Raw genomic sequence first — 25,176 nt, 5'->3', positions numbered from 1 at the left:
GGGCCAGTGCCGTGAACGCCCTGCCAATCCCGCGCTTGCCGCCCAGCCCGCTGTTCAGTGCCTCGACCTCGGCAGGTTGCCGTTCCCCGCGCCAGACACCCGAGTACGAGGCACTGACCGAATACTTGCCATGTGTGGGTGAGCTCGACGCCCCCAGGTGTGATGTGACGGCCAACGCCAAGAGTGTCGAGGATGAGCAGGCGGCAGCTGCCATCGCTGCACGACCTCAGCCCCACCCCAGCCTTGACCTCCTCGCTCGAGTCCTACAGGGCCTAAGAGAACTGTGATCAGAGCCAGCGCCGTCCCTCGATGCTGACTTGAGCTACGCAGTGCGGGAGGGCCGGCGTTGGAGCCGTCGGTAAGGACGAGTGATATGTAGGCTTCAACCGTTCCGTCCCCGACGGGACTGCTTCGACGAACTTGGCGTTGGGAGGGTGCCTGCTCATGGGCGAGCTAGGTGTGATCCGCAATTACGCCTACTGGTCGGATCGCCGTATCCGGGACATCGCGTCAGACAACGGCATCCCCCTCGAACGACGCGTGAGTTGGAAGGCCAAGACGGCTTTTCCGTTGATCGGTGGGCTCGAAGTTGCTCCGGAGGCACGCACGCTAGACCGTGCCGAAGTGGCGCCCAGGATCGAGACGGCGATCGGCGACCTTGCAGTTCAGGACTTCGTCACCCCGCCACCGGTGATGTTCGCGAAGGGCGTCGGCCGGGTCGAGTTCGCCCAGTTCACGGGTGGCATCGAGAAGCGACAGGTCGTCGTGATCTACACCAACACCCGCAGCAGCACTGGGAGTCGCGTCGACGTGTGCCTGTTCGGCAGCCTGGAGAACACCGCCGACTACATCGGCGGCTCCGACCAACCACCGCCAGGATGGTCGTCCTCCGCAGCTCGGACAATTGCTCTCTACATCCAGAGCCGAGGAACGATCAACAACTCGCAGTGGGACGACCCGGAGTCCCTCGCAGTCGAAGCCCTGAAGATCGCAACAGAGCAGGGCGTGACCGGAAACTGGGACGAACACGAGAACAAGCCCTGGACGCGGGGGTTCACACTCGGCCACACGACCGAATCCGAGTGGTTCGCACAGATCTACAGCGACGTCGTGCTCGACAAAGACCGGTGGACCTTTCCCAGCGACGGCGGCATCAGCCCAGACGTCGAGCGCATCCTCATCGGCGCTCCATTGTGGGTACGGACTCCGGGCGCACACGCCGTCACCCGCTACCGCGACCTACGCTCAGGGAGCGACAGAGCAACATGACAAGGGACTCCTGCCTGGCCTGGATGGCCACCACTACGCCTTGACGGACACAATAATCGAGTGAGCGATGACTGGGAGCAGCGCTGGGCATCGGGAGCCCGGACGTTCTACATCGCCGAGATCGTGCGGCAGGCGAGTTACGCCTTGGCGGCGGTGCAACAGGCGCTTCAACTCAGCCGGGATCCACAGGGGCGTTCCGAGGCGTGGCCGGCAGTCCAATCGTTCCTCACTGCGACTGCCATCATCAGCAAGTTGTTGTGGCCCGTCAGAGCCGAGAGAGCCGACCGCAAGTCCCGTTGGCGTCGCTTTCGCGCAGATCGACTGCGGACCGAGTTGATGGTCAGCGACACCTCGGCCCTGCGGGACAGGAAGGTCCGGGACTCCGCTGATCATTTCGACGAACGCATCGACGACCTTGTCCGCGACCAGCGCATCCCGCAGGCGTGGACAGACCTGGCGGACGAGGAGCTCACGCAACGGGCAGCCCCGTTTCGTGCGATCGATGCTGATACCGGGGAGGTGCTTGCAGGCCATGACCGAATGGCCTTGGCGCCAGTCGTCACCGAGCTGAACGCGATTCTGCAACGGTGCGAAACCATCGAGCCCGGATCCTCCAGTGCCCCCGACGTCACCATGCTGCTGGCCACGCTGAGGTGGCCGCCGCTGCCGTCCCTGTTCGCGCCCACCGAGCGCTCCGACGAACCAGTCACCGCCAGGGCCAGTATCGCGGCGACTGGCCCTCAGACCCTGGAGGGGTTGATCACGCTGGTTATCGATCAGCTCTTCGAGCATCCGGACACGAACCGCACCCGGCGCAGAAAACATCGGTGACGTCAGGCCGGTCCAGCTGGCATGCTGGTTACGTACCGCGATCAAGTGCGAACGCACGGTGAGTGTGCCTGTGAGCATATCCGTGAGCATGCCCCTGGCTCTCACCAGACCATCAGTTGTTGTTGTGTAAGGTATCCGTCACGAGATGAGGGTTATCTGTAACCAGGGTCGCTACCGATACCGCGGTATGCGTCGCTTCGGCCATGGTGAGGGACATCTGCTGCCAACCTTCGTGCCTGCTGTCTCCCGGTTTCGCCGACCCTGTCACCTGAAGGTGGTAAGCAGATGAAGCGCTGTGGCGGGGACGGACGTGGTCGCTTCCTCAAGAAGGTGCTCGATCGCGTTGGCTTCCGGTGATCTGTCAACATCGATCATCTTCGACCAAGTCGCCGGCTGGTACCGCGCCAACGACGACAGCGCTAGCAGTACGGCCCACAACGCTAAGAATGGGTGAAGACCGGTCGCCATAGATCCGATCGCGGGAGTGACGAGAGAGTCGTCGGCGGACCGGTAGCACGCGACCCCGAGGTCGCTGAACGTCTTGTTGTCAGCGAGCATCAACGGCGGCGAGCCGCTGCGCCACTCAACGCTCAGCCCCATCCCAGGACCCGCATTGCGCCAGCCCAGGCCACCCATCGGTTGCGATACGTGCAGCACGCTGTCTCGCAACGCCGGGTAGCGATCGAGATGCTCCTTGACCCGCACTGGGTCTTGACCGAAGAGGTCATGCACTCGCCGCGGAAGCCAGTTGACCTCGGCGTGGGCGAAAGTGCCGATCTCAGGCCACCCGTCCTGGAAGAACAACAGAACAGGCACCATGACGTCGTCAGTGAGCGGGACGTCCACTGTCTCCGGCAGAAGCGGCCACAACTCTCGTAGAGCAACCGGCTCATTGGGGACGAGTGCCTCTACATCGATGGCGGAAGCGACGGCCGGGAACAGACCAGACTTGGTGGCGGTAACAAGGACCTCTGCCGCAGTTGCGGTATTGGTGTTGGCGGTCAAGCCATGTCCACTGACCTTCGACACCTGGTTACCGATCCGCGGTGATGCAGCAACAATTGCCCGACCTGCCTGCGACAGGGCATAGAACAACTGGACTGGCCGAGTGGCGTAACCAGTGTCACTGGCTGCGTCCAGGAATTGCTCACATTGCTCCAACGCTGACTGGAACGTCGTTCGCCGCGCACCCTGCTTCGCATACCCCGGTGGGTCGTGACGAAGAGCCCGGAGACTCCGCAACTTCCGTCCCGCAGCCGACACAGCGACCTCCTTCTTAGTCGCACCAAGGTACAAGTACCCCGGTCCATCCGCTAATCACCGACAATCTCCGCCTCTCACGGGCACGCTGACTCGTCACGTTGCCCGTCATCGGTCTTGCCTATCGGTGCGTCAATGGTCGACCAACGGAACTCGTAACGTGCCACTAGGCTGTCGATCCGTGTCGTTCAGCGCCCGCCGAGCGCCCTGACCGCGACCACCAGCCAGACATCGACAGATGCGGCGCGACTGTCCAAGGCGCCGTGTCGCTTCCGTTGAGCCCCGACGCGCAGCGGCAGAGCTTGCTGGACTCGTCGATAGTCTCTCCCTCCCCGGGCTTCTAACACAGAAGGGAGAGGATCGCGAAGCTGGCCGCGATTTCGGCAACGGAGACGTCATGCATCTGTCCTACGATGTTGATAGCTGCGTCATGAGGCGGACGTCCACATGCGCAGTTGCTCGTGGAGAACAATGACGGCCTGCCACCATGGAACGACCTGCTCGACGATGGCGGCGAATACGTCCGCGACGTCTATGAGGAGATGCACGACGTTCTCGGCGACATCCCTAGTGGAATAGGGGTACAGCCGGGCGCAAGGACGCGTCTGTTCGTCCACTCAGATGAGTTCGACACCCGAGTGTTTGATTTCGACCGATGTCGGCCTGCTGGCACAAGGGGAAGCCAGCCAACTTCCGCCCACCTCGATGATCAGTTTGCCTGCTCCTGCTCCGGGAACCCTGCACGGAAACGTGATCGGAGGCAGTAATGGGCAGCCAGAGCACTCATGGGTTCAACCGGCTCTCGAACAAGGCGAGTTCGTGGCTGGCGCATCCGCTGTTTTTCGGCTTCGTGGTGCTCGCGCTGGTGGCGTGGGTGCCGACATTGTGGCTGATGGAGACCGGGGCGTCCGACCTCGTCGTCGACTCCATCACCAACCCACTGCAACTGCTACTGCTGGTTCTACTGCACAATAACCAGCACCGGGTGAGCAAAGCGAGCGACGACCGCGCGGACCAGACAGCCCGCGCGCTGGCAACGCTTCTTGAACACGCAGCAACCACGACTCAAGACGAACAACGGTCGCAGCAGCTCCGCGAGGAGGCGGTACAACTACAGCGTGACGCCGAGAAAGACAACGAACTCAGCAGCGGTGACACACAGCGCCGCGAATGACGACGCCTTCATACTGACCCATAACACTGTGGGCAACCATAAGGGGCAAGCAAGGCCAGCGAGCCCACGCACCCGAACACCCTGACAGTGGGATGAACGAGGGAACCGGGCTCGACATCGGTTGGTCGCGTTCTGGTTGGCACTCCCTCGAGGTGCTCTGATGCCGGAGCCGGATCGTCCGGACACGGTCACCAGCTCTCGGCCGTGTTTACCTGGGAACTGTGTCGTCCGCGGCCCTGACGTTGGCGTTGTGGAGGAACTGCTCGTGTGTGTAGGCGTCGTAGATGGCTGCCTGGACGAGGCCCGTATTTTTCGCTGAACTGCTCGTAGCTGAAATATTTTCAACGGTTCCGGTCGCAGTGACGATGCCGCCCTCCTTGAAGTTCTTCGCCTTCTGGTTCAGAAGTACCAGCAGGTAGTTGTCGCCGTAGACGCCGGCGTTGAGGACAAGAGCGTTTTCGTTCCCCGGATCGTTCACCGCCAACGTTAACTCGATTGTGCAGCACCGGCCGCGACTCGTGACGGTAGGCGCGAGTTTCACGTTCCGGCTTCGAGGGAACATTTTTCTTGCTCCGGCTAGTTCTGTCTTGGTGGCAGTGTTAATACGTTCGAGCTGCACGTCTCCAGTGGACGGTCAGGCGGCTGACGGCCACGCTGCTGTGCAGGCTCAGGGTCACCACCCGCACGGAGGCGGCGGCCCTGGCGGGGCAGTCGTATGTGCTGGACGAGGTCGCACAACCACCGGGTCACCCAGCGGCGGGCTAGCGGTCGCCGATCACTCGCCCCCGATGCGGCGGCTCTCCTCCAGGTCCTTCTCCCGTTCTTGCTGGCTCTTCTTCGGGATGATGCTGATGCCGCCCGAGCTCTCCAGCACGGCGTACTCGATCTGGTCCAGCCGCAACAGGCCTTGGCTCTTCCTGGCTGACGCGAGGATGTCGTCGGTGCTGATGTGTTCCTTGCGCAACCGCTCCTGCAGTGGCTTGCCGTGCTCGACCAGTACCAGCGGGGCGCCTTCGGCCAGCCTGCTGAACGCCGTGGAGCGGGACTTCAGCATGTCGGCGACGCGGTCGAGCACCACGAGGGTGAGAATCGCCAGCGCACCGTGCTGTTCGGCATCCTCACCCCGGCTCCCGGCGGCGGGTTCGAGGTCACCCTCGCCGGCGGCGGGCACCCACCCGCGCTGCGGTTGCATGACGGGGAGGTGGAGGAGATCCGACCGAAGGGCGGGATGCTGGTCGGTGCGCTGCCCGATGCCGGTTCACCACCTGCTACCTGCACCTGGAGCCCGGGCAGACCCTGCTGCTCTACACCGACGGACTCACCGAAGCCCGCCCCGACGGCGCCTTCTTCGGCGAGGACGGACTCACCGCGTTCCTCACCACCCGCCCCCGCACCCTCGCCGAGCAGCTGATCCGCGACCTCACCCACCTCATCACCGACTTCGACCCCCCACCCACCGACGACATCGCCCTCCTGGCGATCACCGTGCCCAACCTAAGTCCCCAGCACCCGGACGAACACGCACCCCAACGCCAACCACGCCAAGCCGGACCAGTTCCCCGGTAACCGCAGACAGGAATCCTCGAACCCGTCTGCTTCGCCGTCGGGCCTACCCGTCGTTGGTCATCGTGGCGTCCGCTCCCGACATCGGTCGGCACCACATGGCCGTGACCGCACTCGTAGTACCCGCAGACGATCCGATACCGGTGACACTGGTGGCTGCCAATTGGGAAGGTCACCGCGGGCCGCGAGGACATACACCGGACCGGCGGGTCACAACTAACCGGAAAAACCGAAGAGCAGCAGGCGCTGGTTTGCGGATCGCCGCCCGGCCGCCCTACTGGGATTTCGGCAGCCTGAACTTCCCGGCCTCGACTCCGCCGATGAACGCCTCCCATTCGCCCTGGTCGAAGACCAGGACGTACCCCTCTGGGTTCTGGCTGTCCCGCAAACCGACCGCGTTGCTGCTGAAGGACACCTCGACACACTGGTTGTCTGGCGGGTTACTCAGGGGCGACTTGTGCCATACGGCAAAGTTGGTGTCGAGGTGACGCTTGTGGGCATCTTGGATGTTCATCTGCTCCCTCGTACCCTTCCGATCTCAAGCCATATTCCAGCTACAACGACGAGGCGATGCCGAGCAATGCCCGCCGCGTCTGCTCGGGCCCGCTCGCTGCCGCCTTCTGGTGGTCCCAGAGAGTCAGATACCGCGCCGTCCGCTTGCTGTTGTCGACGTACTCGCCACCGTCATGCTGCTCAAGGTAGATGATGTCAACCGCGGGCTTCGTGTCATAGCCGAAGATCGTGTAGTCGTGTCCTTGGCCCATGTAGTAGCCAACGCCGAACGGCACGACTTGCAGCTCGACGTTCGGCCGGTCGATGGTCTCCACAAGCCGCTTAATCTGGGCCTTCATGACCGGACCACCCTCAGTCCTACGCAGCGCCGCCTCGTCGATGATGAACCAGAACTGCTGGTCGGCGTTCTCAAGTACACGCTGCCGAGCCAGTCGGTTGGCGGCGTACTTGTCGATCTCGTCGGCTGTCAGCGAGGGCCGCCATGCTCGGGCGTTCCTGCGCATGTAGTCCTCAGTCTGCAGCAGTCCTGGGATCACCAGAGCTTGGTAGGAGAAGTACCGGTTGCAACTCGGCTCCATGTCGACCAGCAACCGCAGGTACTGCCGGAACCTCGTGCTGAAGGCCCCGCGCTTCGTACGTCGGTTGCTCTCGGACTGAAGATCTCGCGTGTAGGCCCGGTCAGCCTCGTTGGCGGCATAGCGGTCGAGCAACGCATTCAGCTCGATCAGCTTGATCCCGCTCCCACCCTCGATGTGCGCGATCTTCTGCTGGGTGCATCCGAGGACGGCCGCCGCATCCTCCTGCGTGACCTCGGCGAGTTCCCGCAGCCGGGCCAGCTGATTGCCGAGGACGACCTTCATAACCGCCGGCGGCAACTGCAAGTGCTGCGTCACGGATTCCTTCACCTCCACAGAATGTCCGGTTGCGGAGCGTATCCACAATTCACCCATTCGGCCAGCTGGATAATCGGAGTACACAAGTTAATATCTAGATGCAACCTAGCCAGGTTACCAGGTAGCGAAGGGGTGCGGAGCGATGAGTACACAAGCTAACATCGCCGCTGCGACGGCCGCGGTTGCCCCCAGTGCCGTAGAAGCCCCCACGATGTCGTGGGGGTCTGGGTTGGCGATCGCAGCGGCACTCCTTCTCATGGTGGGCTGCGTGGCCGGAGCGGTGCCGGCTGGTGGTACTTCGGCGAGCAACGTCGGATCCGGCAGTGCTGCGAACAAGTCCCACCGAGCCGAGCCCCGAGGCACCGCAGACGACGCAAGCCGCCCTCGCCTCCCAGGGCGTCGACCTTCGCGTTGCCCGGCCACGCAGCCCCCCGGCACGCCGAGTGACTTTCTGACTCGACGGCTTACCGCCCACCAACGCTCACACGCCAAGCAGTCCTAGGACGCAGTGCAACCCGCGTTGCCTGACCTCCTGCCCAATTCAGAGGAGGTGGCTCGCCGTGACAACGTCGACCACTGGTGGTCCAGCTACACGCTCGGATTCGACTCCCGAGGAACGGTGCACCTTCTATCGCAACAAGTGTCGGCTTCCAGCCGTTGTCGATCCCGCGACGCAGCGCATCCTTTTGCCTGTCGGCGGACTCGTTGGCGCGATCACGATGCCGCTACACCTTGGTCGGCGTGTGCTCGCCGGCCTGCGGATCCGGATGCTGGCAGGCCCGGTCGTCGAACGGCCCCACATCCAGCGTTGGACCTTCATCACCGGCCCCGGCCACGACCTTGACGAAGTCGTCTCCGCTGATCTGCTCCGGCTCGGAGCATCGGTTGCTGCGCAAGGAGACAACCTCGTTCTGCCGACCCCCGAGGACGAAAGAATCGGACTGTGGCGCTGGGAGTGCGTCCCGCAGGCATCAGGTGGCGTCCCGCCGCAGTCTGCCGTGATCGCTACCACGAGAGCGATGGCGACTTCGACCGTGCAGTGACTGATCTGCTTGTCCTGCAGCAACCAAGAATTCCGGTGGTCCGGCCCAGACCCCCGACGTGGATCGGGCCACCGGTTCCCAACCCTCTCCCTGTATGCGAATCGAGGTGCACAGGTGGTTACTTGTCTGATCGATCGTCATAGCGAGCCGGATGGTTGGCGTTACCGTCTTCGACATACACCGAGCGTTCACTCGGGTGACCAGGGTGCTCGGCAAGCGGGACCCCAGGTCGTTAACTTGCGTGTTTTGGATTGCTTGCCGCCGCAAACAGAGGTTGATCTCCTTCCCGATACGAATAGGAAGGACGGCGAAGCATCCGCTACTACGCAGCTCGGCAACGGTGACGACCATCGGGACCCACAGTTGCTTGATGCTGTCCGGGGAGGAAACGTTGCGGCTTACGGCGAACTGTACAAGCTTCATGTCGGCGCGGCTCGCAACCTGGCTCGCCAGCTTGCCCAGTCGATGCCCGAGCGCGACGATCTGGTTTCAGAGGCATTCAGCAAGGTCCTCTACACGCTTCTCGGGGGCCGAGGGCCGGATTCAGCTTTCCGTGCCTACCTGTTCACGGCGTTGCGCCACACGGCATACGACAAGACGCGCAAGGCCCGGAAGGTGGAGCTGACCGAGGATGTAGAGATGACGGTGGGCCCAGTACAACTCAGCGTGCCGGACAGCAACCGGGTAATGGCCGGGTTCGAAAAGGATCTTGCAGCGGATGCGTTCAATCGGCTACCAGAACGATGGCAGACAGTGCTCTGGTTAACCGAGATTGAGGGTAAGACACCAGCTGAAGTGGCTTCCCGCCTTGGCCTGACAGCCAACGGTGTTTCGGCATTGGCATATCGGGCACGTGAAGGGCTTCGCCAGGCTTATCTACAAGCACACCTGGCAGAGCCCACGCTCCTCAGCTGCCATCCCACGGTCAGACGGCTTGGTGCCTGGACTCGGAACGGCCTGTCAAAGCGGGAGACTCAGCAGGTTCGTGAGCACCTCGCAAGGTGCGGCTCCTGCTGCCAGCAGTCGGTCGAGCTCTCCGAGATAAATACTGCCTTTCGCAGTCGAGCTGTAGCGTCAACCTCCCATTCCCGGCCCGCTGGGGCGATCCGACAGTCCAGAAGCGGGCAGATGCCATTGTCAAGGCAAGTCTCGTGCAGTTCGACTACCGCAAAGCTAGCGAGCTAGACGTATTGAGCAGGAACGGTACTGGGGGCAGCAGAGGAACGAGGTGTCAGCTCGTGCGCCGCGGCTGACTCCCGACGAGAAACAGATGATCATCGAGCTGCACCTGATCAAAGGTCGGCGGCCGGTAGCCGATGAACACCGCCATCGCCCGGCAAGTCGGCCGTACCCGTACGGCCGTGGAGAACACAGTTGAGCAGGCCGGCATTGCCCGGCATAGCAAGCCTTGGCTGACCACGAGGGAGAAGAAGCGCACTCTTGCGCTCTCCCAGACACGGACTGGCATCCGCTGGACCTCCACTGTAGAGATCAGCAAGATCACGGGACGTTACGAACATCTCCTCGTGGGAGGTTGCGCGGAGGACCGTTCAGAGACTACAGACTGGCGGCACCGCGACCGGCGGCCAGGATCAAGCTCGCGGCAGGTGTCGAGGTGTGCGCCCGCACCTCGGTGCACCAAGAGCGACATTCTGGTCGTGCCCTGGAGGGCGTCACATCAGCGGCTGGATGAGGAGCGCAGTGATCGCCCCGACAACAAGGAACGGGCCGAGGGCGACGTCGTTGCTCGGTTTCACTTGTCGTCGAGTGGCGCGGAGCGCGACAAGTGCTAAGGCCGCAGCGAGCCAGCCGAGCAGCGTCCCCGAAAGAACGGTCGACCACCCACTCCAGCCCAGTGCGAGGCCCAGTAGACCACCGAGCCGGAGATCGCCGCCGCCAAGTTGGCCGGGTCGAAGGAAGTAGAGCGTTCCGTAGAACGCGAGGAGCGTGAGCATGCCGGCTGCGGAGCGGATGAGCGGGTACGCGTCGCGGTTGATTACGGCGGCCAGGCCGAAGAGTGCGGCCAGGACGAGTCCGCTGGGCCAGATCAGCTTGGTGGGCAACTGGCGGAAATTCCAGTCCACCGCGGCGAGCAGGACACCGATACCGGCAAGCCACGAGTATGCGAACAGGTCAGGTTTCGCGCCTATGCGCCAGGCCAGTCCTGAGAACATCAGCGCGGTGACCACCTCCAGCAGGGCCGGCGGCGCCAGCCGCTCGCTCTCTGACGGGAGGATCGAGCCCCGCTGAACGCCGATACGTAGGGCGCTGGCAACGATGAGTCCAACGAGGCCCCAAGCAGCGATGCTGGCCGCGGTCACCGTGGAGCTCGTGTCGTTCGCTGGCGGTTCGCGGGAGTGACAGAACTCGACATGGTGTAGCCCCCGTAGGCCCCCCTGAATACGGCTGTCCGATGTCGCGAAACTACTAGTCAACGACAGTTGGACAGGCCGTCATTAGCCCGTTTGGGTGGATCTTGCTCGATTGTCCCTGTTCCGACACCTGTGTCCCTTCATAGGGACATTGCAGTCTCCTAGGGGGCGCCAGTAGATGTGGTGTGTACCACAGTAGGTCGAAAGAACTTTTCGCGGATCTGAGGGGGTACATGTGGTCGGGGGCAATGTAGACGGCCGCAACGGTCGGCGCAGGGTGGGACTGGCTCTTGTTGGACTCGTTGCGCTGACGTTGGCGGCCTGTAATTCGAACTCGTCTTCGGCGCCTGAGGGCACGGCTGGGGCGGTAATGCCGCCGTCAACGACCAGCGCTCCGCCGTCGTCGGTTTCTCCTGCGGACGCCGCGCGTCAGGAGGCGACGGCTGCCTACACGGGTATGTGGCGGCAGATGGCCAAGGCGGGCGAGACCGCGGATTGGCAGTCGTCCAAGCTTGCGAAATATGCGACCGGTGACGCGCTCGGGGTGATCAACCGGAGCCTGTACACCGATCACCTCAACGGTGTGGTGTCCAAGGGAGCGCCGACGAACAACCCTCAAGTATCCAGCGTGGAACCCACTGCGAATCCGACCACAGTCATGATCTCGGACTGCAGTGACAGCTCGAACTGGCTGAAGTACAAGGACGGCCAGTTGGTCAACGACACACCGGGCGGACAGCGCTCGATCACCGCGGAAGTCAAGAAGCAGCAGGACGGCACGTGGAGGGTCACCCGCTTCGCCGTGGAGGGGGTGGGCTCGTGTTGAAACGTTCAGGAGTTGTGATCGGTCTGTCCGCGGCCGTGCTGGTAGCGAGCGCACTGCCCGCGCTCGGAGACGACGGGTACGGGTTCACCGACTGCACCCAGTACCCCAACCCTGGTTGCGAACTCGGCGCAGGCAAGAATCCCCGACCTGGAACCGGCAACCAGGGCAACGGAAACAACAAGCCCAGCAACCCTGAACAGACCAACCCTGGCACCGGACAGGCCAACGCTAACGGGGACACGATCATTGGCGGCATTACCAACCTGGCCCAATGCGGCTACGAACGCACCAGCTACCAGGACCCACCTCCAGGAAGCGCGCAGCCGGCAGCCTTCCATGTGCCGCCCAAATCCCGCGCGGTCACCGCGGTGCCCGCTGCCTACCGGCCGCCGCAGGGTGAGCTCATCACCGCGCAGTTCGCGGTCGCGCAGCCGCGGTTTGCGCAAGCCCAGCCGCCGTCGGGTGCCTGGTACGTCTACAAGTGCACCGGGCCCGGTTTCCAAGATGCGCTGTACCGGCCGCCGGTCTGGATCGCCGACGGCCAGCCAGGCGGCTCGGCGCCGCTGCCATCACCTGCCGAACTCGCTGCACAGGCGCGGAACCAGCTGCGGTTGCCGGCCCCGAAGATCAAGGCGAACCCGGCCGGCGACCAACTCGTCAACCTGCCGACCTGGTTGTGGCTGGACCGCAGCAGCTGGGACGATGTCTCGGCCACCGCGTCCGTGCCGGGCGTGTCGGTGACCGCGGTCGCGAGGCCGACCTCGGTGACGTGGTCGATGGGTGACGGCGGCTCGGTGACCTGTAGCGGCCCTGGCTCGCCTTTCCCCGCTGCTGGTGATCCGAAGAGCGCCTCACCGGATTGCGGCTACACGTACAAGACGTCCTCGGCCGGGCAGCGCGCCGACGCGTTCCCGGTGGCCGCCACGGCGAACTGGACTGTGACCTGGTCGGGCGCGGGCCAGGGCGGCACGTTCCCGAACATGACGACCTCGGCGTCGGTGACGTTCCGCGTAGCGGAGAGCCAGGGAATCGCGACCGGCTGAACCGAAGCCTCCCGCCTCACGAGGGCGGGCGTGCACAACGAAACAACCCTGTTAAGAGCAAGGCACGTCGAACACCCGATTGACGCGTCGCGATGGCGTTATGCCTGAAGGAGGTCGGTGGTGACCACTACCGCAGGTTCGACCGGCACGGACACGACGGCGCAGAAACAGGCGACGCCGAACGCGTGGGCTGGCCGTGATGGCAAGACTCCTTCGCGCTTGAGCGGTAGCGGTCGGCGCCGCAGCGTGCCCTACCTGTTGCTCGGCGTCCTGCTGGTTCTGGTGTGCGCCGCCGGAGGTGTGTTCGCTGGAATGCAGTTGGGCAACCGGGAAAGCGTTCTCGCCTTGGCCCGTCCCGTCGCTGTAGGCCAGATCCTGACCCCGCAGGATCTCAAGCAGATCAGCATGGCGGCGGACTCCGGTATGGACGTGATGTCCGCATCGTCTGCGTCCACAGTGGTGGGACAGCCGGTCGCGTTCAGTCTGCCTGCCGGTTCGCTCGTGACTCAATCTGTCCTCGGTGCACCGCAGATTCCCGCGCAGGGTAGGGCAATTGCCGCTGTCGGGCTCAAGCCGGGCCAGTTCCCGCCGGATCTGTCGCCCGGTACCACCGTCGCGGTGCTCACCACACCAGAGCAGGGCACGACGACGGGAACGTCGACCGAGTCCGGGCAGACGTCGTCGTGGAACGCGGTGGTGACAGGTATAGCCACGCGTGAGGCCGAGCAGACCACAGTGGTGTCCCTGCAATTGTCCGAATCTGATGCTCGTGCGTTGGCTTCGGCTCCTGCGGGGCAACTGAGTCTGGTCGCGATCGCGGGAGGGGACCGCTGATGCTCATTGCCGTCTGTTCGCTCAAAGGATCGCCCGGCGCGACCACCTTGGCGACCGCGCTCGGCGCTTGGTGGCCGGGGCAGGAAAACCCGATCGTGGTCGAAGCCGACCCAGCTGGCGGTGACCTGATGGCCCGCTTCCGGCTGCCAGACACACCGGGCCTGGTGAGCTTGGCCGCCGCGGCACGAGGCCGTGGCGCAGCGGCCTCGACTCTGCTCGCCCAGCACACCCAGCTTCTCCCCGGTGGCCTGCGGGTGGTGGTCGGCCCGGTAGGTGCCGAACAAGCTCGCGCCGCCCTGGCGGTGCTGGCCTCGGGGCTGCCCTCGCCGCTACGGCAGACCGCCGACCAGCCGGAGACCACGGTCATCGCCGACTGTGGGCGGGTCGATCCGGACTCGCCCGTGTTCCCGATCATCCGCAGCGCGGATGCGATGCTGCTGGTCGCCCGCCCTCATGACGACGAGCTCGCGCACGTCGCGCTCAAGCTGCAGGCCGCCCAGCAGTGGTCGCGCCGCCCGTGCTTCGTCCTGGTCGGCGACGGCTACCCGACTGCGGAGGTCTCCCAGGCCCTGCGCATCCCGGTGATGGGGCGCGTGCCGCGGGATAACAGGGGCGCCGCCGCGCTGTGCGGCCAGGGCACCGGTCGACGTGGGCCGGACAAGTCCGCGCTCGGCCGCGCCGCCGCCAAGATCGCGCTCAACATTCACGCGCACTGGCGTGTGCCGGCCGGGAGTAACGGCACTCGTGCACCGCACCTGCGGGTGGCTGTTCCGGGTGAGCCGGTCTCGAGTGCGGCACTGCAACCGCTTGGGCCGCAGACCGGTAACGGAGCGACGTCATGACGCGGCCTGCCCTCGGCGACCCGCGCCTTACCATTTCAAACAACGGCACTGGCTCGAACCCGGTCGCTGCCCAGCCTCTGCCTGGACCGGCGGAGCTGCCTCACCGGCCCCCGGGTGAGGCAGCCGCGGTGGAGCGGCTGCGGCAGCACCTGCGCGACGAGTTGTCCATCCAGCTCAGTCAGCGCATCCGGGCCGACGAGACAGCGGGCCGCCCGCCGATGGACGCCCAGCAACGACGCCGGTTGGCCGAGGCGATCCTGACCGACGCGGCCGAGGCGCACGCGCGGGCTGAACTTCGCAACTCCGCCACCGGGGGGATGCTGGTGGCGCCCGAGGTCGAGCAGCGGCTGATCCGTCAGGTCCTCGACGAGGTCTTCGGTCTGGCCGGTCTGGAACCGCTGCTGGCCGACAGCGACATCGAGAACATCAACATCAACGGTGACCGCATTTTCGTCAAGTACGCCGACGGCCGACGCAACCGTTTGCCACCGGTCGTCGGCTCGGACACCGAGTTGATCGACCTGATCCGGGACCTGGCCACCCGGTCCGGGGTGGAGGAGCGCCGCTTCGACCGCGGCAGTCCGATCGTGAACTTCCAGCTGCCTGGTGGCGAGCGTGTCTCTGCGGTCATGGCGGTCACCGCGCGGCCGTCGGTGTCGATCCGCCGGCACCGGTTCGCCAAGGTCACCCTCGCCGAGCTGCGCGAGAACGGCACCATAGACGTTGCTCTGGAGAGCTTCCTGAAAGCCCTGGTGCGGGCCAAGCGCAACATCCTGGTCACCGGCGGCACGGCGATCGGCAAGACCACGCTGTTGCGCGGCCTGGCCTCGGCCATCCCGCTGTGGGAGCGACTGATCACGATCGAGGATGTTTTCGAGCTCGGCCTCGGCGAGGACGCCGACGCCCATCCGGACGTGGTGGCGCTGCAGGCTCGTGAACCGAACATCGAGGGCCAGGGCGAGATCTCCCTGTCGGACCTGGTGTGGCAGTCCCTGCGCATGTCGCCGGACCGGGTCATCGTCGGCGAGGTCCGCGGCCCGGAGGTCATTCCGCTGACCAACGCCATGTCCATGGGCAACGACGGCAGCATGGGCACCCTGCACAGCAGCTCCAGCCAGGGCGCGTTTACCAAGCTGGCCGCGTACGCCGTGCAGGGCCCCGAGCGGCTGCCGATGGAAGCGACCAATCTGCTGGTGGCCGCGGCGCTGCACTTCGTGGTGCACCTGGAGAAGCCCCGCGACGATCCCAGCAAGCGCGTGGTGTCCTCCATCCGCGAGGTCGTCGGTGCCGACGGCGCCCAGATCATCAGCAACGAGGTCTGGCGCCCCGGCCCGGACCTGCGCGCTGTCCCTGGTGCGCCGCTGCGTACCGACACCGTCGACGTGCTCGTCGAGGCGGGCTACGACCCGGACCTGTTCGAGCGGCGCGAAGGGTGGTGGACGCCATGACCGCGACTGCCGCTCTATTCGGCCTGCTCGGCGCGGGTGTGGCCGTCGGGGTCCTGCTCATCGTCGCCGGACTGCGCAGTCGACCCGCCCGCGAGGCGTCGCCGTCGCGGCTGAGCTCCTGGCTGGCCGCACGGCACGACCGCACCCAGGTCGGGTGGCTCGTCGTGGCCGTGCTCGCCGGCCTGGCCGTCGGCGCGGTCACCGGCTGGGTGGTCGCCGCCATCCTGACCGTCCTCGCGGTCGTCGGCCTGCCGCGGATTCTCGGCTCCAACGTCGACCACAAGCGCCACCTCGAACGCATCGAGGCGATCGCCGGCTGGACGGAGATGCTGCGCGACACCCTGGTCGCCGCGGCAGGTCTGGAACAGGCCATCCTCGCCACCGCCCCGGCCTGCCCCGAGGCGATCCGCGAGGAGATCACCGAGCTGGCCGTCCGGCTGGAACGCGGCGAACGCCTCGCGCCGTCGCTGCGCCACCTCGCCGACCAGCTCCGCGACCCGACTGCGGACCTGGTGATCTCCGCGCTCGTGCTGGCCGCCGAGCACCAGGCCCGCCAGCTGGCCGACCTGCTCGGCGAGCTCGCCAGCGAGGCGCGCGAGCAGGCGTCGATGCGGATGCGGGTCGAAGCCGGCCGCGCTCGCACTCGAACCAGTGTGCGCGTTATCGTGATTACCACGCTGTCTTTCGCGAGTGGTCTGGTGCTGCTCAACCGCGGCTACCTCGCCCCGTACGACTCCGCGTTCGGCCAGATCATGCTGCTGTTCGTCGGCGCGTTGTTCGCTGCCTCTTTTGCCTGGCTGGCAAGGATTGCGCGGCTGCGGGAGCCGGAGCGCTTCCTCACGGAACTGGCCACGATCCGGCCACACGATGCCGATGTGCACGTCGATGATCTGCTCACCGGGCAGGGAGCGTCGTCATGATCAGCGCGTTGCTGTGGGGCGCCGGGATCGGTGTCGGCTTGTGGGCGCTCGTGGTCTACGTGTTCCCGCCGAGGCCGCCGCTGCGCGCTCTGGTCGACCGGCTGCACGCGACCCCGGCGCCACCGCCGATCCTCACCGCGGACTCCGACGGCTGGGCCCTGCGCGTGGGCCGCCCATTCATCAAACCGTTGGCCGCGCTCGGGTTGCCCCACCGCACGCTGCGCAACGACCTCGCGGTCACCGGCAAGAGCATCGAACACCACCTGGCAGAGAAGGCCACGTTGGCGCTGACCGGGCTGCTGCTGCCGATCCTGATGCACCTCCTGCTCGTCGTGGCCGATGTCGGTCTCGGCTGGGAAATTCCCGCGGTCGCCAGTCTGCTGTTCGCGCTCGGGGGGTTCCTGCTGCCGGACATCAGCGTCCGGCAGGAAGCCGAACGGCGCCGCTCGACCTTCCGGCATGCGCTGTCGGCCTATCTGAACCTGATCCGGGTCCTGCTGGCCGGCGGCGCCGGAGTCGACGGCGCGCTGTCGGACGCGGTGAACATCGGCAAGGGGTGGGCGTTCCAACAGCTGCGCCGTGCGCTGGTCACCGCCAAACTGACCCGCACCACGCCGTGGTCCACCCTCGGTCAGCTCGGCACCGAACTCGACGTGCACCAGCTGTCCGAGCTGGCCGCCTCGGTCAGCCTCGCCGGCACCGAAGGTGCCCGCGTGCGCGCCAGCCTCGCGGCCAAGGCCGCGGCGCTGCGCACGCGCGAGCTCACCGACGCCGAAGGCGAAGCCCAGGCAGCCACCGAACGAATGAGCCTTCCCGTGGTGATGCTGTTCGGCGGATTCCTGATTTTCATCGGGTTCCCTGCACTCGCGAGCGTGCTGGGAGGTCTCTGAGTTCCACAAGAACTGTCCATACCGGACCCCGAACCATAGGGGAGAAGCTGATGTTCACCGAAGTTCAGATGCTCATCGCCCGCATCCGGGCCCAGCTGGAGCGGCTGCGCCACGACGAAGGTGGTTACTCGACCGAAGCGGTCGTGGTCACCGCTTTGCTGGCGGCGCTGGCCATCGCGGTCATCGCGATCATCGTCATCAAGGTCACCCAGAAAGCCAACGGGATCACCCTGTAGGCCGGTGACCACGATGCCTCGACGCCCCAGCCGACCCCGCACGCCGAACATGCGCGAGCGTCCACACCGGACATGCGCGCAGGCGGCGTTGCGCCGACTGCGGACGGATCAACGTGGCGCCGGCACGGTCGAACTCGTCATCGCCACGCCGCTGCTGTTGCTGCTGATCCTGCTGATCGCGCAGTTCGCCCTGTACATGCACGCCACCCACATCGCCCAAGCCGCAGCGTCCGAAGCACTGTCCGCGGCACGGGTGTACGGCGGCAGCTCCGCCGCGGGCAACACCGAGGGGCAACGAATCCTCACGCAACTGGGAAGTGGTCCGTTGCAAGGAACATCGGTCAACGTCCAGCGGGGACCGACCCAGGCATCCGTGACGGTGACCGGGACAGTGATCAACGTGATCCCGTTCGCGACCTTCACGGTTCACGCCGAAGCCGTTGGGCCCGTTGAGAAATTCACCCCGCCGACCGGCACCGGGACGGTGTCACCATGACCGCGGCCCACCGGTTCCCCACGTTCGCACCTTCGGCGTGCGGGCGAATCCGCGCGCTGCGCCGTGACGAACGGGGTTCCACCGCCGCCGAGCTCACTCTACTGACTCCGCTGCTGATCCTGCTGCTGTTGTTCGTCGTGTTCTGCGGCCGGCTCGCCGACACCAAGTTGCGGATCAACGACGTCGCGCACCAAGCCGCCCGTGCCGCCACCCTGGCCCGAACCCCATCGCAAGCCACTGCCAACGCCCAAGCCACAGCCAGCGCAGCACTGGCGTCCGCCGGGATCAGCTGCCAGTCGCTGTCGGTATCCACCGACACCCAGGGACTCAAGCCGGGTTCCACGGTGACCGTCACCGTCTCCTGCAGCGTCGGCCTCGGTGACCTGACCTCGCTCGGTGTGCCCGGCAGTCGGACGTTCCAATCCAGCTTCTCCTCCCCAGTCGATGTGTGGCGCGGCACCTCCCCGAACGCTCAAACGGGAGGTGTGCCATGAGGTTGACCGCATCGCTGCGCCGCCGAACGCGCCGGCTACGCAAGGACGAGGACGGTCGGGTGACCGCGTTCGTCGTCATCATCGCGCTCGCCGCGCTGCTGTTCGCCGGGCTCGTGCTCGACGGCGGACTCGCGCTGGCCGCCAAGGTCCGCGCGATGGGCGAGGCACAAGAAGCTGCGCGGGCCGGCGCCCAGGAAATCGACCTGACCGCCTACCGCGCCGACGGCACCCTGCGCCTGGTCCCGCACCAAGCCACCGCAGCCACTCACAGCTACCTCTCCGCCGCGGGCCACACCGGCACCGTGTCGGTCGCCGGCAACACGGTGAACGTGACCGTCAGCATCAACCAGCCCACCCAGCTGCTCGGACTGGTCAACATCGGCTCGATCACGGTCACCGCAACCGGGCAAGCCCAACCACAGCGCGGAATCTCCGACGTTTCCCTGGGGTTCGCGAATTCTGAAGTGGACAGTGATGGGAACTCAAGTGGTGGTGGCCGGTAATGAGGGTACTGGGATGCTTGGGTTCACGAACCGATGGCGGGAGCGTTGGTCGGTTCTGGTACTCAGGAGCGTGTTGTCGGCGTTGCGGCCTGTTTGCCGTGGTGTCAGCCTCGGGGTGCGTACATGATGACGGCGACACCGATGAGGCAGAGCAGGGCGCCGGTGATGTCGTAGCGGTCGGGGCGGTAGCCGTCGAGGGCCATGCCCCAGGCCAGCGAGCCCGCGACGAAGATGCCGCCGTAGGCGGCGAGGATGCGGCCGAAGTGTGCGTCGGGTTGCAGGGTGGCGACGAAGCCGTAGAGGCCGAGGGCGATAACGCCGGCACCGATCCAGATCCAGCCGCGGTGTTCGCGGACGCCTTGCCAGACGAGCCAGGCGCCGCCGATTTCGGCGAGCGCGGCCAGCACGAACAGTGCAATCGACTTCAGGACGAGCACGAGCAACCTTTCCGAATGTTGCGTGGTGGCGCGGCGTGGCAGGGTGGCGGTTCAGCCGGGAGCGCCGAAGAGGTCGGCAAGCAGGGGGGCGGCGTCGTCGGGGGCGTGCACGTCAAACTGCAGCTCGCCTGCGGACAGGTGCAGCGTGAAGGTGAAGAAGGCGCAGCATTGCTGTTCGGCTGCAGCGAGGGCGGCGACTTCGCCTGCGGTGTGCGCGGGCAGGTGGAAGCGCAAGCCGCCGTCGATGGGGTCTCGGCGGTGGGCGTGGTCCAGCAGTTCGTGCCACTGCTGGGCTCGTTCGGCTTGATCGCTGCCGTTGAGCGTGCAGGCAATCGGTGCGGGCGTGGCCCCGTTGTCGCCGGTGTTGTCGGTAGCGGGGCGCGGTGGGCTCAGTTTGATGGGCGTGGGTTGTGGGTCGTGTTGGTGGTGCAGGAACCCGCAGCCGGGGTCGCAGCGGCCGGGTCGGGGCGGACCGTCGATCTCGGTCAGGGCCTGGCGCAGCCGCTCGGTGAAGGCGTCGAGTTCGGTGGCGCGTTGTTCGGCCTCGGCAATGCGGGCCGCGAGCATGGGGCGCAGCCGGTGTCGGACGTCGGTGCACAGGCCGTCTTCCCAGACCTGCAGCAGGTCGCGGATCTCCTCCAGGGGCAGGCCGAGTCGTTTGCCGGAGCTGATGAAGCCCAGCCGTTCGATGGCGTCGTCGCCGTAGAGTCGGTAGCCCGACTCGGACCGCTGGGCGGGCAGCAGTCCGGCTTGTTCGTAGAACCGCAGCGTGGTCGGGCGCACCCCGGCCCGCTCGGCCAGTTGAGAGATCCGATAGGTCGTCACACTCCGACGGTAAACCTTCGAGTCGACTCGAAGGTCAAGCTGTTGCCGCTGAGCACACAGGCCGTCGAGCTAGGCGTGTCGATCGCTGGTCGGCAGATCGGGAGGGTCGAGGACGACCGTGTAGCGCTCGGCGCCACCGACGGACAGGCCGAACAGGTCGCACAGGCGGCGGATATCGCCTCTGGTGGCGTGAACTTCGTGCAGGATGCGGTCTTCGCGCAGGGCCTGGGTGGACAAGCCCAGGCGGTGGGCCAGCCACTCGATCTGGACGGGGCGGGTGTGGTTGGCGCTGCGGTAGTGGATGAACAGGTGCGGGTTGGCGGTGGCGGGCCAGCGGGCAGAGCGGTAGTCGAGGTAGGCGCCCAGCCGCTGGCGTACCGGGCCGGCGAGCGGGATGGTGCGATCTCCGGCCTGCAGGTGGCCGTCGTGGACGTCGGTGAGCTGCAGGTTGCGCAGTTGCTGGGAAGACAGGGCGTGGAAGGCCACCAGCGCGGCGATCGCCGCCCGGGTGGTGTCCTCGCTGCACAGCGCCTCGCGGATGTCGTCGACCGGGGTGGGCAGGGGGATGCGGCCTGGTCCTCGACCGAGCGGGATACGCGCGGTCGGGTTGACGAACACGCGCTTGTGGGCTTTGAGCAGCCGGAAGATCGAGCGCAGCCCTTGGAGCATGGTGTGGCGGGGTGTGCCGGAGGTGGGCAGGATCGCGAGAACGTCATCGCGGGTGATCTCTCGGAGATGTTCGTGCCCGCGCACCGCCCAGGTTTGCAGTGCGGGCAGGGCCCATCGCAGTTTGGCCTGGATCGTGCGGGCCGCGCGGGGAATGCTGCGGGGTGGGCTGGTGTGGCCGTGGCGCATCACGTCGAACCACCACCGCAGGTCGGTCACCATCTCGTCGGGCAGGCCGGTGGTTTTGGCGGTGAACCAGCGTTCGATGGTCGGGACGCGGTCGTCGTGGAGGAATCCGTGGGCGGCCAGGACGTCGAGGATGGGGCGGACCGGACCATCGATGACGGACAGGGTGGCGACATCGCTGGCGTTGGTGGCCGCGCCGGGAGTGTCCTGCAGCCCCAGCAGGATGTGCAGGCCCGTCCGGGTGCGGGTGGCGACCTTGGAGTCCCAGCCATGCCGGGCGGCGTGTTCGGTGACGCACTCGTCGAGGTAGGCCGCAAGTCCTGGATCGGACGGGGCCGGAAAGCCGCGTGCATTCCCGGCATGCAGGTCGCGGGGCAGGGTGAAGGCAACCAGTTGCTGATGGCGTATCGGACAACGGGCGGGCAGCGGCCATGGTCTCTGCCGCCGGCGTTGGTCGGCCGCAGCGGCGCGAGCGGCGCGGACACCGAGCCCGGTGAACATGTCGGCGAAGTACAGCTGGTGCCCCCAGCGCCAAATGTGCTCGGCCTGGTCGGCATGGGTGCTGCTCGGCAGCCAGAGTGCCTGTTTACGGCACAGCCGGCACAGGCCGTTGGCGTTGACATGGCTCATCCGTGCGCAGATGACGCAGTCGGCACGGTCGGGGTGGTGGCGTCGCCAGCCGCGGCATCCTTCGCACAGCCAGGCGTTGCCGCGTCGGGTGCCCCACGCGTGGCAGTCCGGGCACGAATCCACCGTCAACGGCGAGAACCGGTGACAGCGCACACACAACCCGGCGGTGTAGTAGTCGCTGGTCGAGCCGCACTTCAGGCACGGTGGCGCAATCCCCGGGCCGCCGGGCTGGCAGGGGTAGCAGAAGTCCGACTGGGCCGTCTTGACCGGGCGTTGCCCGCAGCGAGTGCACGGCCGTGGCGTGGTCGTGGTGTTCGTGCGCATCGCGTCGAAGATGGTCCACTGCAGCACTTTCCGTGGCGGTGCGCCGGTGGCGGCGAACCGCGCGGTCGGCCCGGGCCGCAGCCCCGGCGGGCCAGGCCGAGTCGCCCGTCCCGCCCGGCTGCGGAACAGATCGGCGAAGAACAGCTGGTGCCCATGGCAGATCGCGGCGGCGAGATCGTCGGTGCCGACCAGGTCGGCTTGTCGCCAGCACAGTCGACACGCGCCCCAATTCGGGTCGAGGGCCACGCGCCGCCCGCAGGCGACACAGTCACCGAGCGGGCGGCGCTGTCGCCACGCGTGGCAGCCCTGGCACAGCCATTTACGAGTGCGGGTCGCGCCCCAGGCGTAGCAGTCCTCGCACGAGTCGATGGTCAGCGGGGAGAACCGGTGGCAGCGGGCGCACAGGCCCGCGCTGTAGTAATTCTCGGTCGCTCCGCAGCGCTGACACGGCGGGGGCGTCACCGGCCCGCCGGGCTGGCAGGTGCAGCAGTAGTCGACATGGCGGTGCTTGACCGGGCGAGTCCGGCATACGCTGCACAAGCGCGGCCATGGCCGGCCACTCACGCCGGCGGCACAGACCGGTGCCGACCGAACCGGGGCGTGACCACTGCCCCTCCCGTGGCCTCGGCCGTCTTCTGCGGCCTGCGGGCGGCCACCTTGTCCGGTTCCCGGATCAGTAGCTCGGTCGGTTCACACTCCAGCACCGCGCAGATCACATCGAGGTCATCCAGCCGGATCGTGGTCGGCGTGCCGGTCCACAAGGCTGACATCTTGCCCGCACTGATCTCCAACCCAGCCTCGGCCAACCGGCGGCGCATCTCCGTGGACTTCCAGATACCCGCCTCAGCTGCTTTCATCCGCAGATTCCACCGCATCAGCACACCTCCGCTACTGCATGAGCCGGGAGGCCACCCGCTGGTTGGCCGTCTCCCAAGCATGTTCGATGTGGTTGGCGTGGACATGGATGTAGCGCGTCGTCGTCGACAACCATTCGTGACCCAGAATCTCTTGTATCGCTTTGAGATCCATGCCTCGCTCGTACAGCGACGAGGCGCAGAAGTGCCGCAAACCGTGCGGTGTCAACCGACCCACCCATACTGGAAGCCACCGGTCGACAGCATCCGCCAGGCTGGAACGCAATGCGTCATCGCCGATCCGCACACATCGCCCGGTGTCGCGGTCGCGGCGCTCACTCGGCAGCAGTGGGGCATCCGGATCAGACCAATCCGGACCGAACTGGTGGCGCACATCGGTCAGCCACCACTCCATCAAAGCGTCGACCTCTTCGATCGCGGGTACCAGACGAGGTTTGTGCCCACGCCCTCGGCTGCCCTTGCCGAACCGGACATGCAACTTGCCCCGTTCACCCAGATCGGGCCGCCAGTCGCGAATGTCAAGCATCAGCGACTCCGTGATCCGCAAACCCGCCCGACGCCACAACGAGGCCGCCATGTAGTCACGTGCCGCCGGCAAGAACTTCCGGGCATGCGGCAACGCCTCACGCCACGCGCCAAACAGTACCTCGACCTCCTGCTGCCCAGGTGGCACCCGCACAGCGACGTAGTCCGGCTTGGACGGACGGTTGAACTCATCCACCGGCTGCTCGAGAACATGACCGGTCAGCGCGTGGATGTCTCCCTGGTAGCGCGCCACGAGGAACTCGAAGAACGCCGTCAGCGTCCCCGCCTTGCTGTACACCGTGGACGCCGCCCGGCCACGCCTGCGCTGGTCAGCCAAGAACCGATCAACATCCTCAGCGCGAGTCGTCCACACCGGTCGGCCAGTGAAGCGCACGAACTCGAACACCACCGACCGATACGACCCCACCACACCGTCCGTCACACCGGCGCCGACCTGCGCCAGAGCGAACTGATCCACCAACTCCTGCTCAAAGTCCTCGAACTCTGCGGCAGTGCGCAATCGCCGCGCGGCCCCCAACGACCGCACCTCAGCCAACGCCACGGACACCCCTGTTCAATCGGAGAACGAATGTGTCAACAACATCGGCATCTCGTCGAGAATCTCGACCATCAATCGGATTCTCCACACCAACGAGTGAACCCACTCCCACCAGGACAAGCGCCCGACCTGGCGCTAATGGTCCCCAACGAACCCACGGCAGTTCAGGCAGTACTCCCATGACCACCCTCACACGCTCGTACCCAACTCAGTGCCACAACGGGGAAGGAGACCAGGATGGCGACGACTGAAGAGATCGAACGCCGCGTCGAGGAAGCGGACGCGGCCCGCAGCGCGAAGAGGGCCGCTGCGGCCAAGCGCGTCGGTGAGCTCGCACAGCTGCGGGCAGAAGTGGCCGAGAAACTCGGCGACATCGAGCGAGAGCTCGGTGACGTTCTCGCCGAGTCCAGTGACGTCATCGGCGTCGACGAGCTGGCCAAGTTCACCGACGTACCGGCCGCCGACCTCACCCAGTGGCTCAACGGCCGGAAAGCAACTCGCCCCAAGCGCAAACGGTCCACCGCCAGCGCGCCAACCACCAAGAGCGACGCGAGCGGGCCACAGACCACAGCGAAGACACCGCCGGCCAGCCAGACGTCCGCATCACCCGAAGTCGGCGGGCCTCGCAGCGGCGCGACGGACACGTCCAGCCGGGTTCCCGCGGCGGTGACGTGACATCGCCGCTCCGGCTCGTTCACC

Annotated in this window: 30 protein-coding genes and 1 pseudogene; 17 read left to right on the top strand and 14 right to left on the bottom strand. The window is 66.0% G+C overall.

Going from position 1 to position 25,176, the window contains the following annotated elements:
• Positions 1 to 444: 444 nt before the first annotated feature.
• Together H4W30_RS32495 and H4W30_RS32490 are read left to right on the top strand one after the other, a co-directional pair.
• Complete coding sequence (locus H4W30_RS32495) at positions 445 to 1,269, top strand: hypothetical protein (protein WP_043839739.1); 825 nt, start codon at positions 445 to 447, stop codon at positions 1,267 to 1,269.
• Between the two features lie 60 nt (positions 1,270 to 1,329).
• Entirely contained in the window at positions 1,330 to 2,100 is a 771-nt protein-coding gene (locus tag H4W30_RS32490) for a hypothetical protein (RefSeq protein WP_043839741.1), read from the top strand.
• A 264-nt stretch (positions 2,101 to 2,364) separates the two neighbouring features.
• On the opposite strand, the gene H4W30_RS32485 is transcribed toward H4W30_RS32490, so the two are convergent.
• Together H4W30_RS32485 and H4W30_RS32480 are read right to left on the bottom strand one after the other, a co-directional pair.
• Complete coding sequence (locus H4W30_RS32485) at positions 2,365 to 3,363, bottom strand: YaaC family protein (protein ID WP_228708110.1); 999 nt, start codon at positions 3,361 to 3,363, stop codon at positions 2,365 to 2,367.
• Positions 3,364 to 3,788: 425 nt separating this feature from the next.
• On the bottom strand, positions 3,789 to 3,977 hold the full coding sequence (locus H4W30_RS32480; protein ID WP_072029935.1) for a hypothetical protein: 189 nt from the start codon (positions 3,975 to 3,977) through the stop codon (positions 3,789 to 3,791).
• Between the two features lie 149 nt (positions 3,978 to 4,126).
• Between H4W30_RS32480 and H4W30_RS32475 the strand changes: the two genes are divergently transcribed.
• Positions 4,127 to 4,534, top strand: coding sequence for a hypothetical protein (locus H4W30_RS32475; RefSeq protein WP_043829893.1), 408 nt, complete (start codon positions 4,127 to 4,129; stop codon positions 4,532 to 4,534).
• 208 nt (positions 4,535 to 4,742) lie between these two features.
• On the opposite strand, the gene H4W30_RS32470 is transcribed toward H4W30_RS32475, so the two are convergent.
• Entirely contained in the window at positions 4,743 to 5,153 is a 411-nt protein-coding gene (locus H4W30_RS32470; RefSeq protein WP_144024174.1) for a hypothetical protein, read from the bottom strand.
• Between the two features lie 156 nt (positions 5,154 to 5,309).
• Positions 5,310 to 5,726 (bottom strand): DUF421 domain-containing protein, encoded by a 417-nt coding sequence (locus H4W30_RS32465; RefSeq protein WP_197684733.1) that lies wholly within the window; start codon positions 5,724 to 5,726, stop codon positions 5,310 to 5,312.
• Here H4W30_RS32465 and H4W30_RS32460 point away from each other — a divergent pair.
• Positions 5,637 to 6,100 (top strand): annotated as a pseudogene (locus tag H4W30_RS32460) (PP2C family protein-serine/threonine phosphatase). The gene H4W30_RS32465 and the pseudogene H4W30_RS32460 overlap by 90 nt on opposite strands.
• Positions 6,101 to 6,371: 271 nt before the next feature.
• Here the strand turns inward: H4W30_RS32460 and H4W30_RS32455 are convergent.
• The 3 genes from H4W30_RS32455 to H4W30_RS32445 form a co-directional block, all read right to left on the bottom strand.
• On the bottom strand, positions 6,372 to 6,611 hold the full coding sequence (locus H4W30_RS32455) for a DUF397 domain-containing protein (RefSeq protein WP_043829889.1): 240 nt from the start codon (positions 6,609 to 6,611) through the stop codon (positions 6,372 to 6,374).
• Between the two features lie 40 nt (positions 6,612 to 6,651).
• Positions 6,652 to 7,515, bottom strand: coding sequence for a helix-turn-helix domain-containing protein (locus tag H4W30_RS32450; RefSeq protein WP_228708111.1), 864 nt, complete (start codon positions 7,513 to 7,515; stop codon positions 6,652 to 6,654).
• A gap of 713 nt (positions 7,516 to 8,228) precedes the next feature.
• Complete coding sequence (locus H4W30_RS32445; RefSeq protein ID WP_157376276.1) at positions 8,229 to 8,399, bottom strand: hypothetical protein; 171 nt, start codon at positions 8,397 to 8,399, stop codon at positions 8,229 to 8,231.
• A gap of 261 nt (positions 8,400 to 8,660) precedes the next feature.
• Between H4W30_RS32445 and H4W30_RS32440 the strand changes: the two genes are divergently transcribed.
• The gene (locus tag H4W30_RS32440) at positions 8,661 to 9,731 is read left to right on the top strand and encodes a sigma-70 family RNA polymerase sigma factor (RefSeq protein ID WP_228708112.1); all 1,071 of its coding nucleotides are present in this window, start codon (positions 8,661 to 8,663) and stop codon (positions 9,729 to 9,731) included.
• Positions 9,732 to 9,777: 46 nt separating this feature from the next.
• On the opposite strand, the gene H4W30_RS32435 is transcribed toward H4W30_RS32440, so the two are convergent.
• Positions 9,778 to 10,050, bottom strand: coding sequence for a hypothetical protein (locus H4W30_RS32435; protein ID WP_043829885.1), 273 nt, complete (start codon positions 10,048 to 10,050; stop codon positions 9,778 to 9,780).
• Between the two features lie 169 nt (positions 10,051 to 10,219).
• Positions 10,220 to 10,867, bottom strand: a complete 648-nt coding sequence (locus H4W30_RS32430) for a prepilin peptidase (RefSeq protein ID WP_043829884.1) — start codon at positions 10,865 to 10,867, stop codon at positions 10,220 to 10,222.
• A 520-nt stretch (positions 10,868 to 11,387) separates the two neighbouring features.
• Here H4W30_RS32430 and H4W30_RS32425 point away from each other — a divergent pair.
• The 11 genes from H4W30_RS32425 to H4W30_RS32375 all read left to right on the top strand — a co-directional run bounded on the left by H4W30_RS32425 (position 11,388) and on the right by H4W30_RS32375 (position 19,450).
• Positions 11,388 to 11,744, top strand: a complete 357-nt coding sequence (locus tag H4W30_RS32425; protein ID WP_225949945.1) for a hypothetical protein — start codon at positions 11,388 to 11,390, stop codon at positions 11,742 to 11,744.
• A 14-nt stretch (positions 11,745 to 11,758) separates the two neighbouring features.
• A complete protein-coding gene (locus H4W30_RS32420) occupies positions 11,759 to 12,787 on the top strand; it encodes a hypothetical protein (RefSeq protein ID WP_043829882.1) in 1,029 nt (342 codons plus the stop codon).
• A 120-nt stretch (positions 12,788 to 12,907) separates the two neighbouring features.
• Positions 12,908 to 13,621, top strand: coding sequence for an SAF domain-containing protein (locus tag H4W30_RS32415; protein WP_063697560.1), 714 nt, complete (start codon positions 12,908 to 12,910; stop codon positions 13,619 to 13,621).
• Entirely contained in the window at positions 13,621 to 14,463 is an 843-nt protein-coding gene (locus H4W30_RS32410; protein ID WP_051171899.1) for a hypothetical protein, read from the top strand. Before H4W30_RS32415 ends, H4W30_RS32410 begins: the two co-directional genes overlap by 1 nt.
• A gap of 128 nt (positions 14,464 to 14,591) precedes the next feature.
• Positions 14,592 to 15,911, top strand: coding sequence for a CpaF family protein (locus H4W30_RS32405; protein WP_318780705.1), 1,320 nt, complete (start codon positions 14,592 to 14,594; stop codon positions 15,909 to 15,911).
• Positions 15,908 to 16,831 carry a type II secretion system F family protein gene (locus H4W30_RS32400; RefSeq protein ID WP_081684766.1) on the top strand — a complete coding sequence of 308 codons (924 nt, stop codon included), beginning with the start codon at positions 15,908 to 15,910 and terminating at the stop codon, positions 16,829 to 16,831. Before H4W30_RS32405 ends, H4W30_RS32400 begins: the two co-directional genes overlap by 4 nt.
• Positions 16,828 to 17,721, top strand: coding sequence for a type II secretion system F family protein (locus tag H4W30_RS32395; protein WP_043829877.1), 894 nt, complete (start codon positions 16,828 to 16,830; stop codon positions 17,719 to 17,721). Before H4W30_RS32400 ends, H4W30_RS32395 begins: the two co-directional genes overlap by 4 nt.
• A gap of 50 nt (positions 17,722 to 17,771) precedes the next feature.
• Positions 17,772 to 17,957: a hypothetical protein gene (locus H4W30_RS32390; protein WP_043829874.1), complete on the top strand. Its 186-nt coding sequence runs from the start codon at positions 17,772 to 17,774 to the stop codon at positions 17,955 to 17,957.
• A 13-nt stretch (positions 17,958 to 17,970) separates the two neighbouring features.
• The gene (locus H4W30_RS32385; RefSeq protein ID WP_225950557.1) at positions 17,971 to 18,453 is read left to right on the top strand and encodes a TadE/TadG family type IV pilus assembly protein; all 483 of its coding nucleotides are present in this window, start codon (positions 17,971 to 17,973) and stop codon (positions 18,451 to 18,453) included.
• Positions 18,450 to 18,947: a TadE/TadG family type IV pilus assembly protein gene (locus tag H4W30_RS32380; protein ID WP_063697548.1), complete on the top strand. Its 498-nt coding sequence runs from the start codon at positions 18,450 to 18,452 to the stop codon at positions 18,945 to 18,947. Before H4W30_RS32385 ends, H4W30_RS32380 begins: the two co-directional genes overlap by 4 nt.
• Positions 18,944 to 19,450, top strand: a complete 507-nt coding sequence (locus H4W30_RS32375; protein ID WP_106961219.1) for a pilus assembly protein TadG-related protein — start codon at positions 18,944 to 18,946, stop codon at positions 19,448 to 19,450. The genes H4W30_RS32380 and H4W30_RS32375 overlap by 4 nt, the downstream gene beginning before the upstream one ends.
• A 104-nt stretch (positions 19,451 to 19,554) precedes the next feature.
• Here the strand turns inward: H4W30_RS32375 and H4W30_RS32370 are convergent, their stop codons facing one another.
• From H4W30_RS32370 to H4W30_RS32350, 5 genes are all read right to left on the bottom strand, one after another.
• Complete coding sequence (locus tag H4W30_RS32370; RefSeq protein WP_043829872.1) at positions 19,555 to 19,887, bottom strand: YnfA family protein; 333 nt, start codon at positions 19,885 to 19,887, stop codon at positions 19,555 to 19,557.
• Positions 19,888 to 19,938: 51 nt separating this feature from the next.
• Positions 19,939 to 20,712: a MerR family transcriptional regulator gene (locus tag H4W30_RS32365; protein WP_043829870.1), complete on the bottom strand. Its 774-nt coding sequence runs from the start codon at positions 20,710 to 20,712 to the stop codon at positions 19,939 to 19,941.
• 69 nt (positions 20,713 to 20,781) lie between these two features.
• Positions 20,782 to 22,980 carry a hypothetical protein gene (locus H4W30_RS32360; RefSeq protein ID WP_144024175.1) on the bottom strand — a complete coding sequence of 733 codons (2,199 nt, stop codon included), beginning with the start codon at positions 22,978 to 22,980 and terminating at the stop codon, positions 20,782 to 20,784.
• Positions 22,981 to 23,078: 98 nt separating this feature from the next.
• Positions 23,079 to 23,393 (bottom strand): helix-turn-helix domain-containing protein, encoded by a 315-nt coding sequence (locus tag H4W30_RS32355; RefSeq protein ID WP_043829901.1) that lies wholly within the window; start codon positions 23,391 to 23,393, stop codon positions 23,079 to 23,081.
• Between the two features lie 13 nt (positions 23,394 to 23,406).
• Positions 23,407 to 24,480, bottom strand: coding sequence for a tyrosine-type recombinase/integrase (locus H4W30_RS32350; protein WP_043829899.1), 1,074 nt, complete (start codon positions 24,478 to 24,480; stop codon positions 23,407 to 23,409).
• A 234-nt stretch (positions 24,481 to 24,714) separates the two neighbouring features.
• Here H4W30_RS32350 and H4W30_RS32345 point away from each other — a divergent pair, with 234 nt between their 5' ends.
• The gene (locus tag H4W30_RS32345) at positions 24,715 to 25,152 is read left to right on the top strand and encodes a hypothetical protein (RefSeq protein WP_043829868.1); all 438 of its coding nucleotides are present in this window, start codon (positions 24,715 to 24,717) and stop codon (positions 25,150 to 25,152) included.
• Positions 25,153 to 25,176 lie beyond the last annotated feature (24 nt).

The organism is Amycolatopsis roodepoortensis (assembly GCF_014873915.1).
GTDB lineage: Bacteria > Actinomycetota > Actinomycetes > Mycobacteriales > Pseudonocardiaceae > Amycolatopsis > Amycolatopsis roodepoortensis.
Note: the sequence above shows the minus strand (reverse complement) of the source record. Positions and strands in the feature narration are given on the sequence as shown.

What these genes read in the sequence shown, in the direction of transcription:
- H4W30_RS32495 (WP_043839739.1), top strand. Translation starts at nt 445, where the DNA reads ATGGGCGAGCTAGGTGTGATCCGCAATTACGCCTACTGGTCGGATCGC.
- H4W30_RS32475 (WP_043829893.1), top strand. Translation starts at nt 4,127, where the DNA reads ATGGGCAGCCAGAGCACTCATGGGTTCAACCGGCTCTCGAACAAGGCG.
- H4W30_RS32465 (WP_197684733.1), bottom strand. Translation starts at nt 5,726, where the DNA reads ATGCAACCGCAGCGCGGGTGGGTGCCCGCCGCCGGCGAGGGTGACCTC.
- H4W30_RS32455 (WP_043829889.1), bottom strand. Translation starts at nt 6,611, where the DNA reads ATGAACATCCAAGATGCCCACAAGCGTCACCTCGACACCAACTTTGCC.
- H4W30_RS32425 (WP_225949945.1), top strand. Translation starts at nt 11,388, where the DNA reads ATGGCCAAGGCGGGCGAGACCGCGGATTGGCAGTCGTCCAAGCTTGCG.
- H4W30_RS32410 (WP_051171899.1), top strand. Translation starts at nt 13,621, where the DNA reads ATGCTCATTGCCGTCTGTTCGCTCAAAGGATCGCCCGGCGCGACCACC.
- H4W30_RS32400 (WP_081684766.1), top strand. Translation starts at nt 15,908, where the DNA reads ATGACCGCGACTGCCGCTCTATTCGGCCTGCTCGGCGCGGGTGTGGCC.
- H4W30_RS32395 (WP_043829877.1), top strand. Translation starts at nt 16,828, where the DNA reads ATGATCAGCGCGTTGCTGTGGGGCGCCGGGATCGGTGTCGGCTTGTGG.
- H4W30_RS32390 (WP_043829874.1), top strand. Translation starts at nt 17,772, where the DNA reads ATGTTCACCGAAGTTCAGATGCTCATCGCCCGCATCCGGGCCCAGCTG.
- H4W30_RS32385 (WP_225950557.1), top strand. Translation starts at nt 17,971, where the DNA reads ATGCCTCGACGCCCCAGCCGACCCCGCACGCCGAACATGCGCGAGCGT.
- H4W30_RS32380 (WP_063697548.1), top strand. Translation starts at nt 18,450, where the DNA reads ATGACCGCGGCCCACCGGTTCCCCACGTTCGCACCTTCGGCGTGCGGG.
- H4W30_RS32375 (WP_106961219.1), top strand. Translation starts at nt 18,944, where the DNA reads ATGAGGTTGACCGCATCGCTGCGCCGCCGAACGCGCCGGCTACGCAAG.
- H4W30_RS32355 (WP_043829901.1), bottom strand. Translation starts at nt 23,393, where the DNA reads ATGCGGTGGAATCTGCGGATGAAAGCAGCTGAGGCGGGTATCTGGAAG.
- H4W30_RS32345 (WP_043829868.1), top strand. Translation starts at nt 24,715, where the DNA reads ATGGCGACGACTGAAGAGATCGAACGCCGCGTCGAGGAAGCGGACGCG.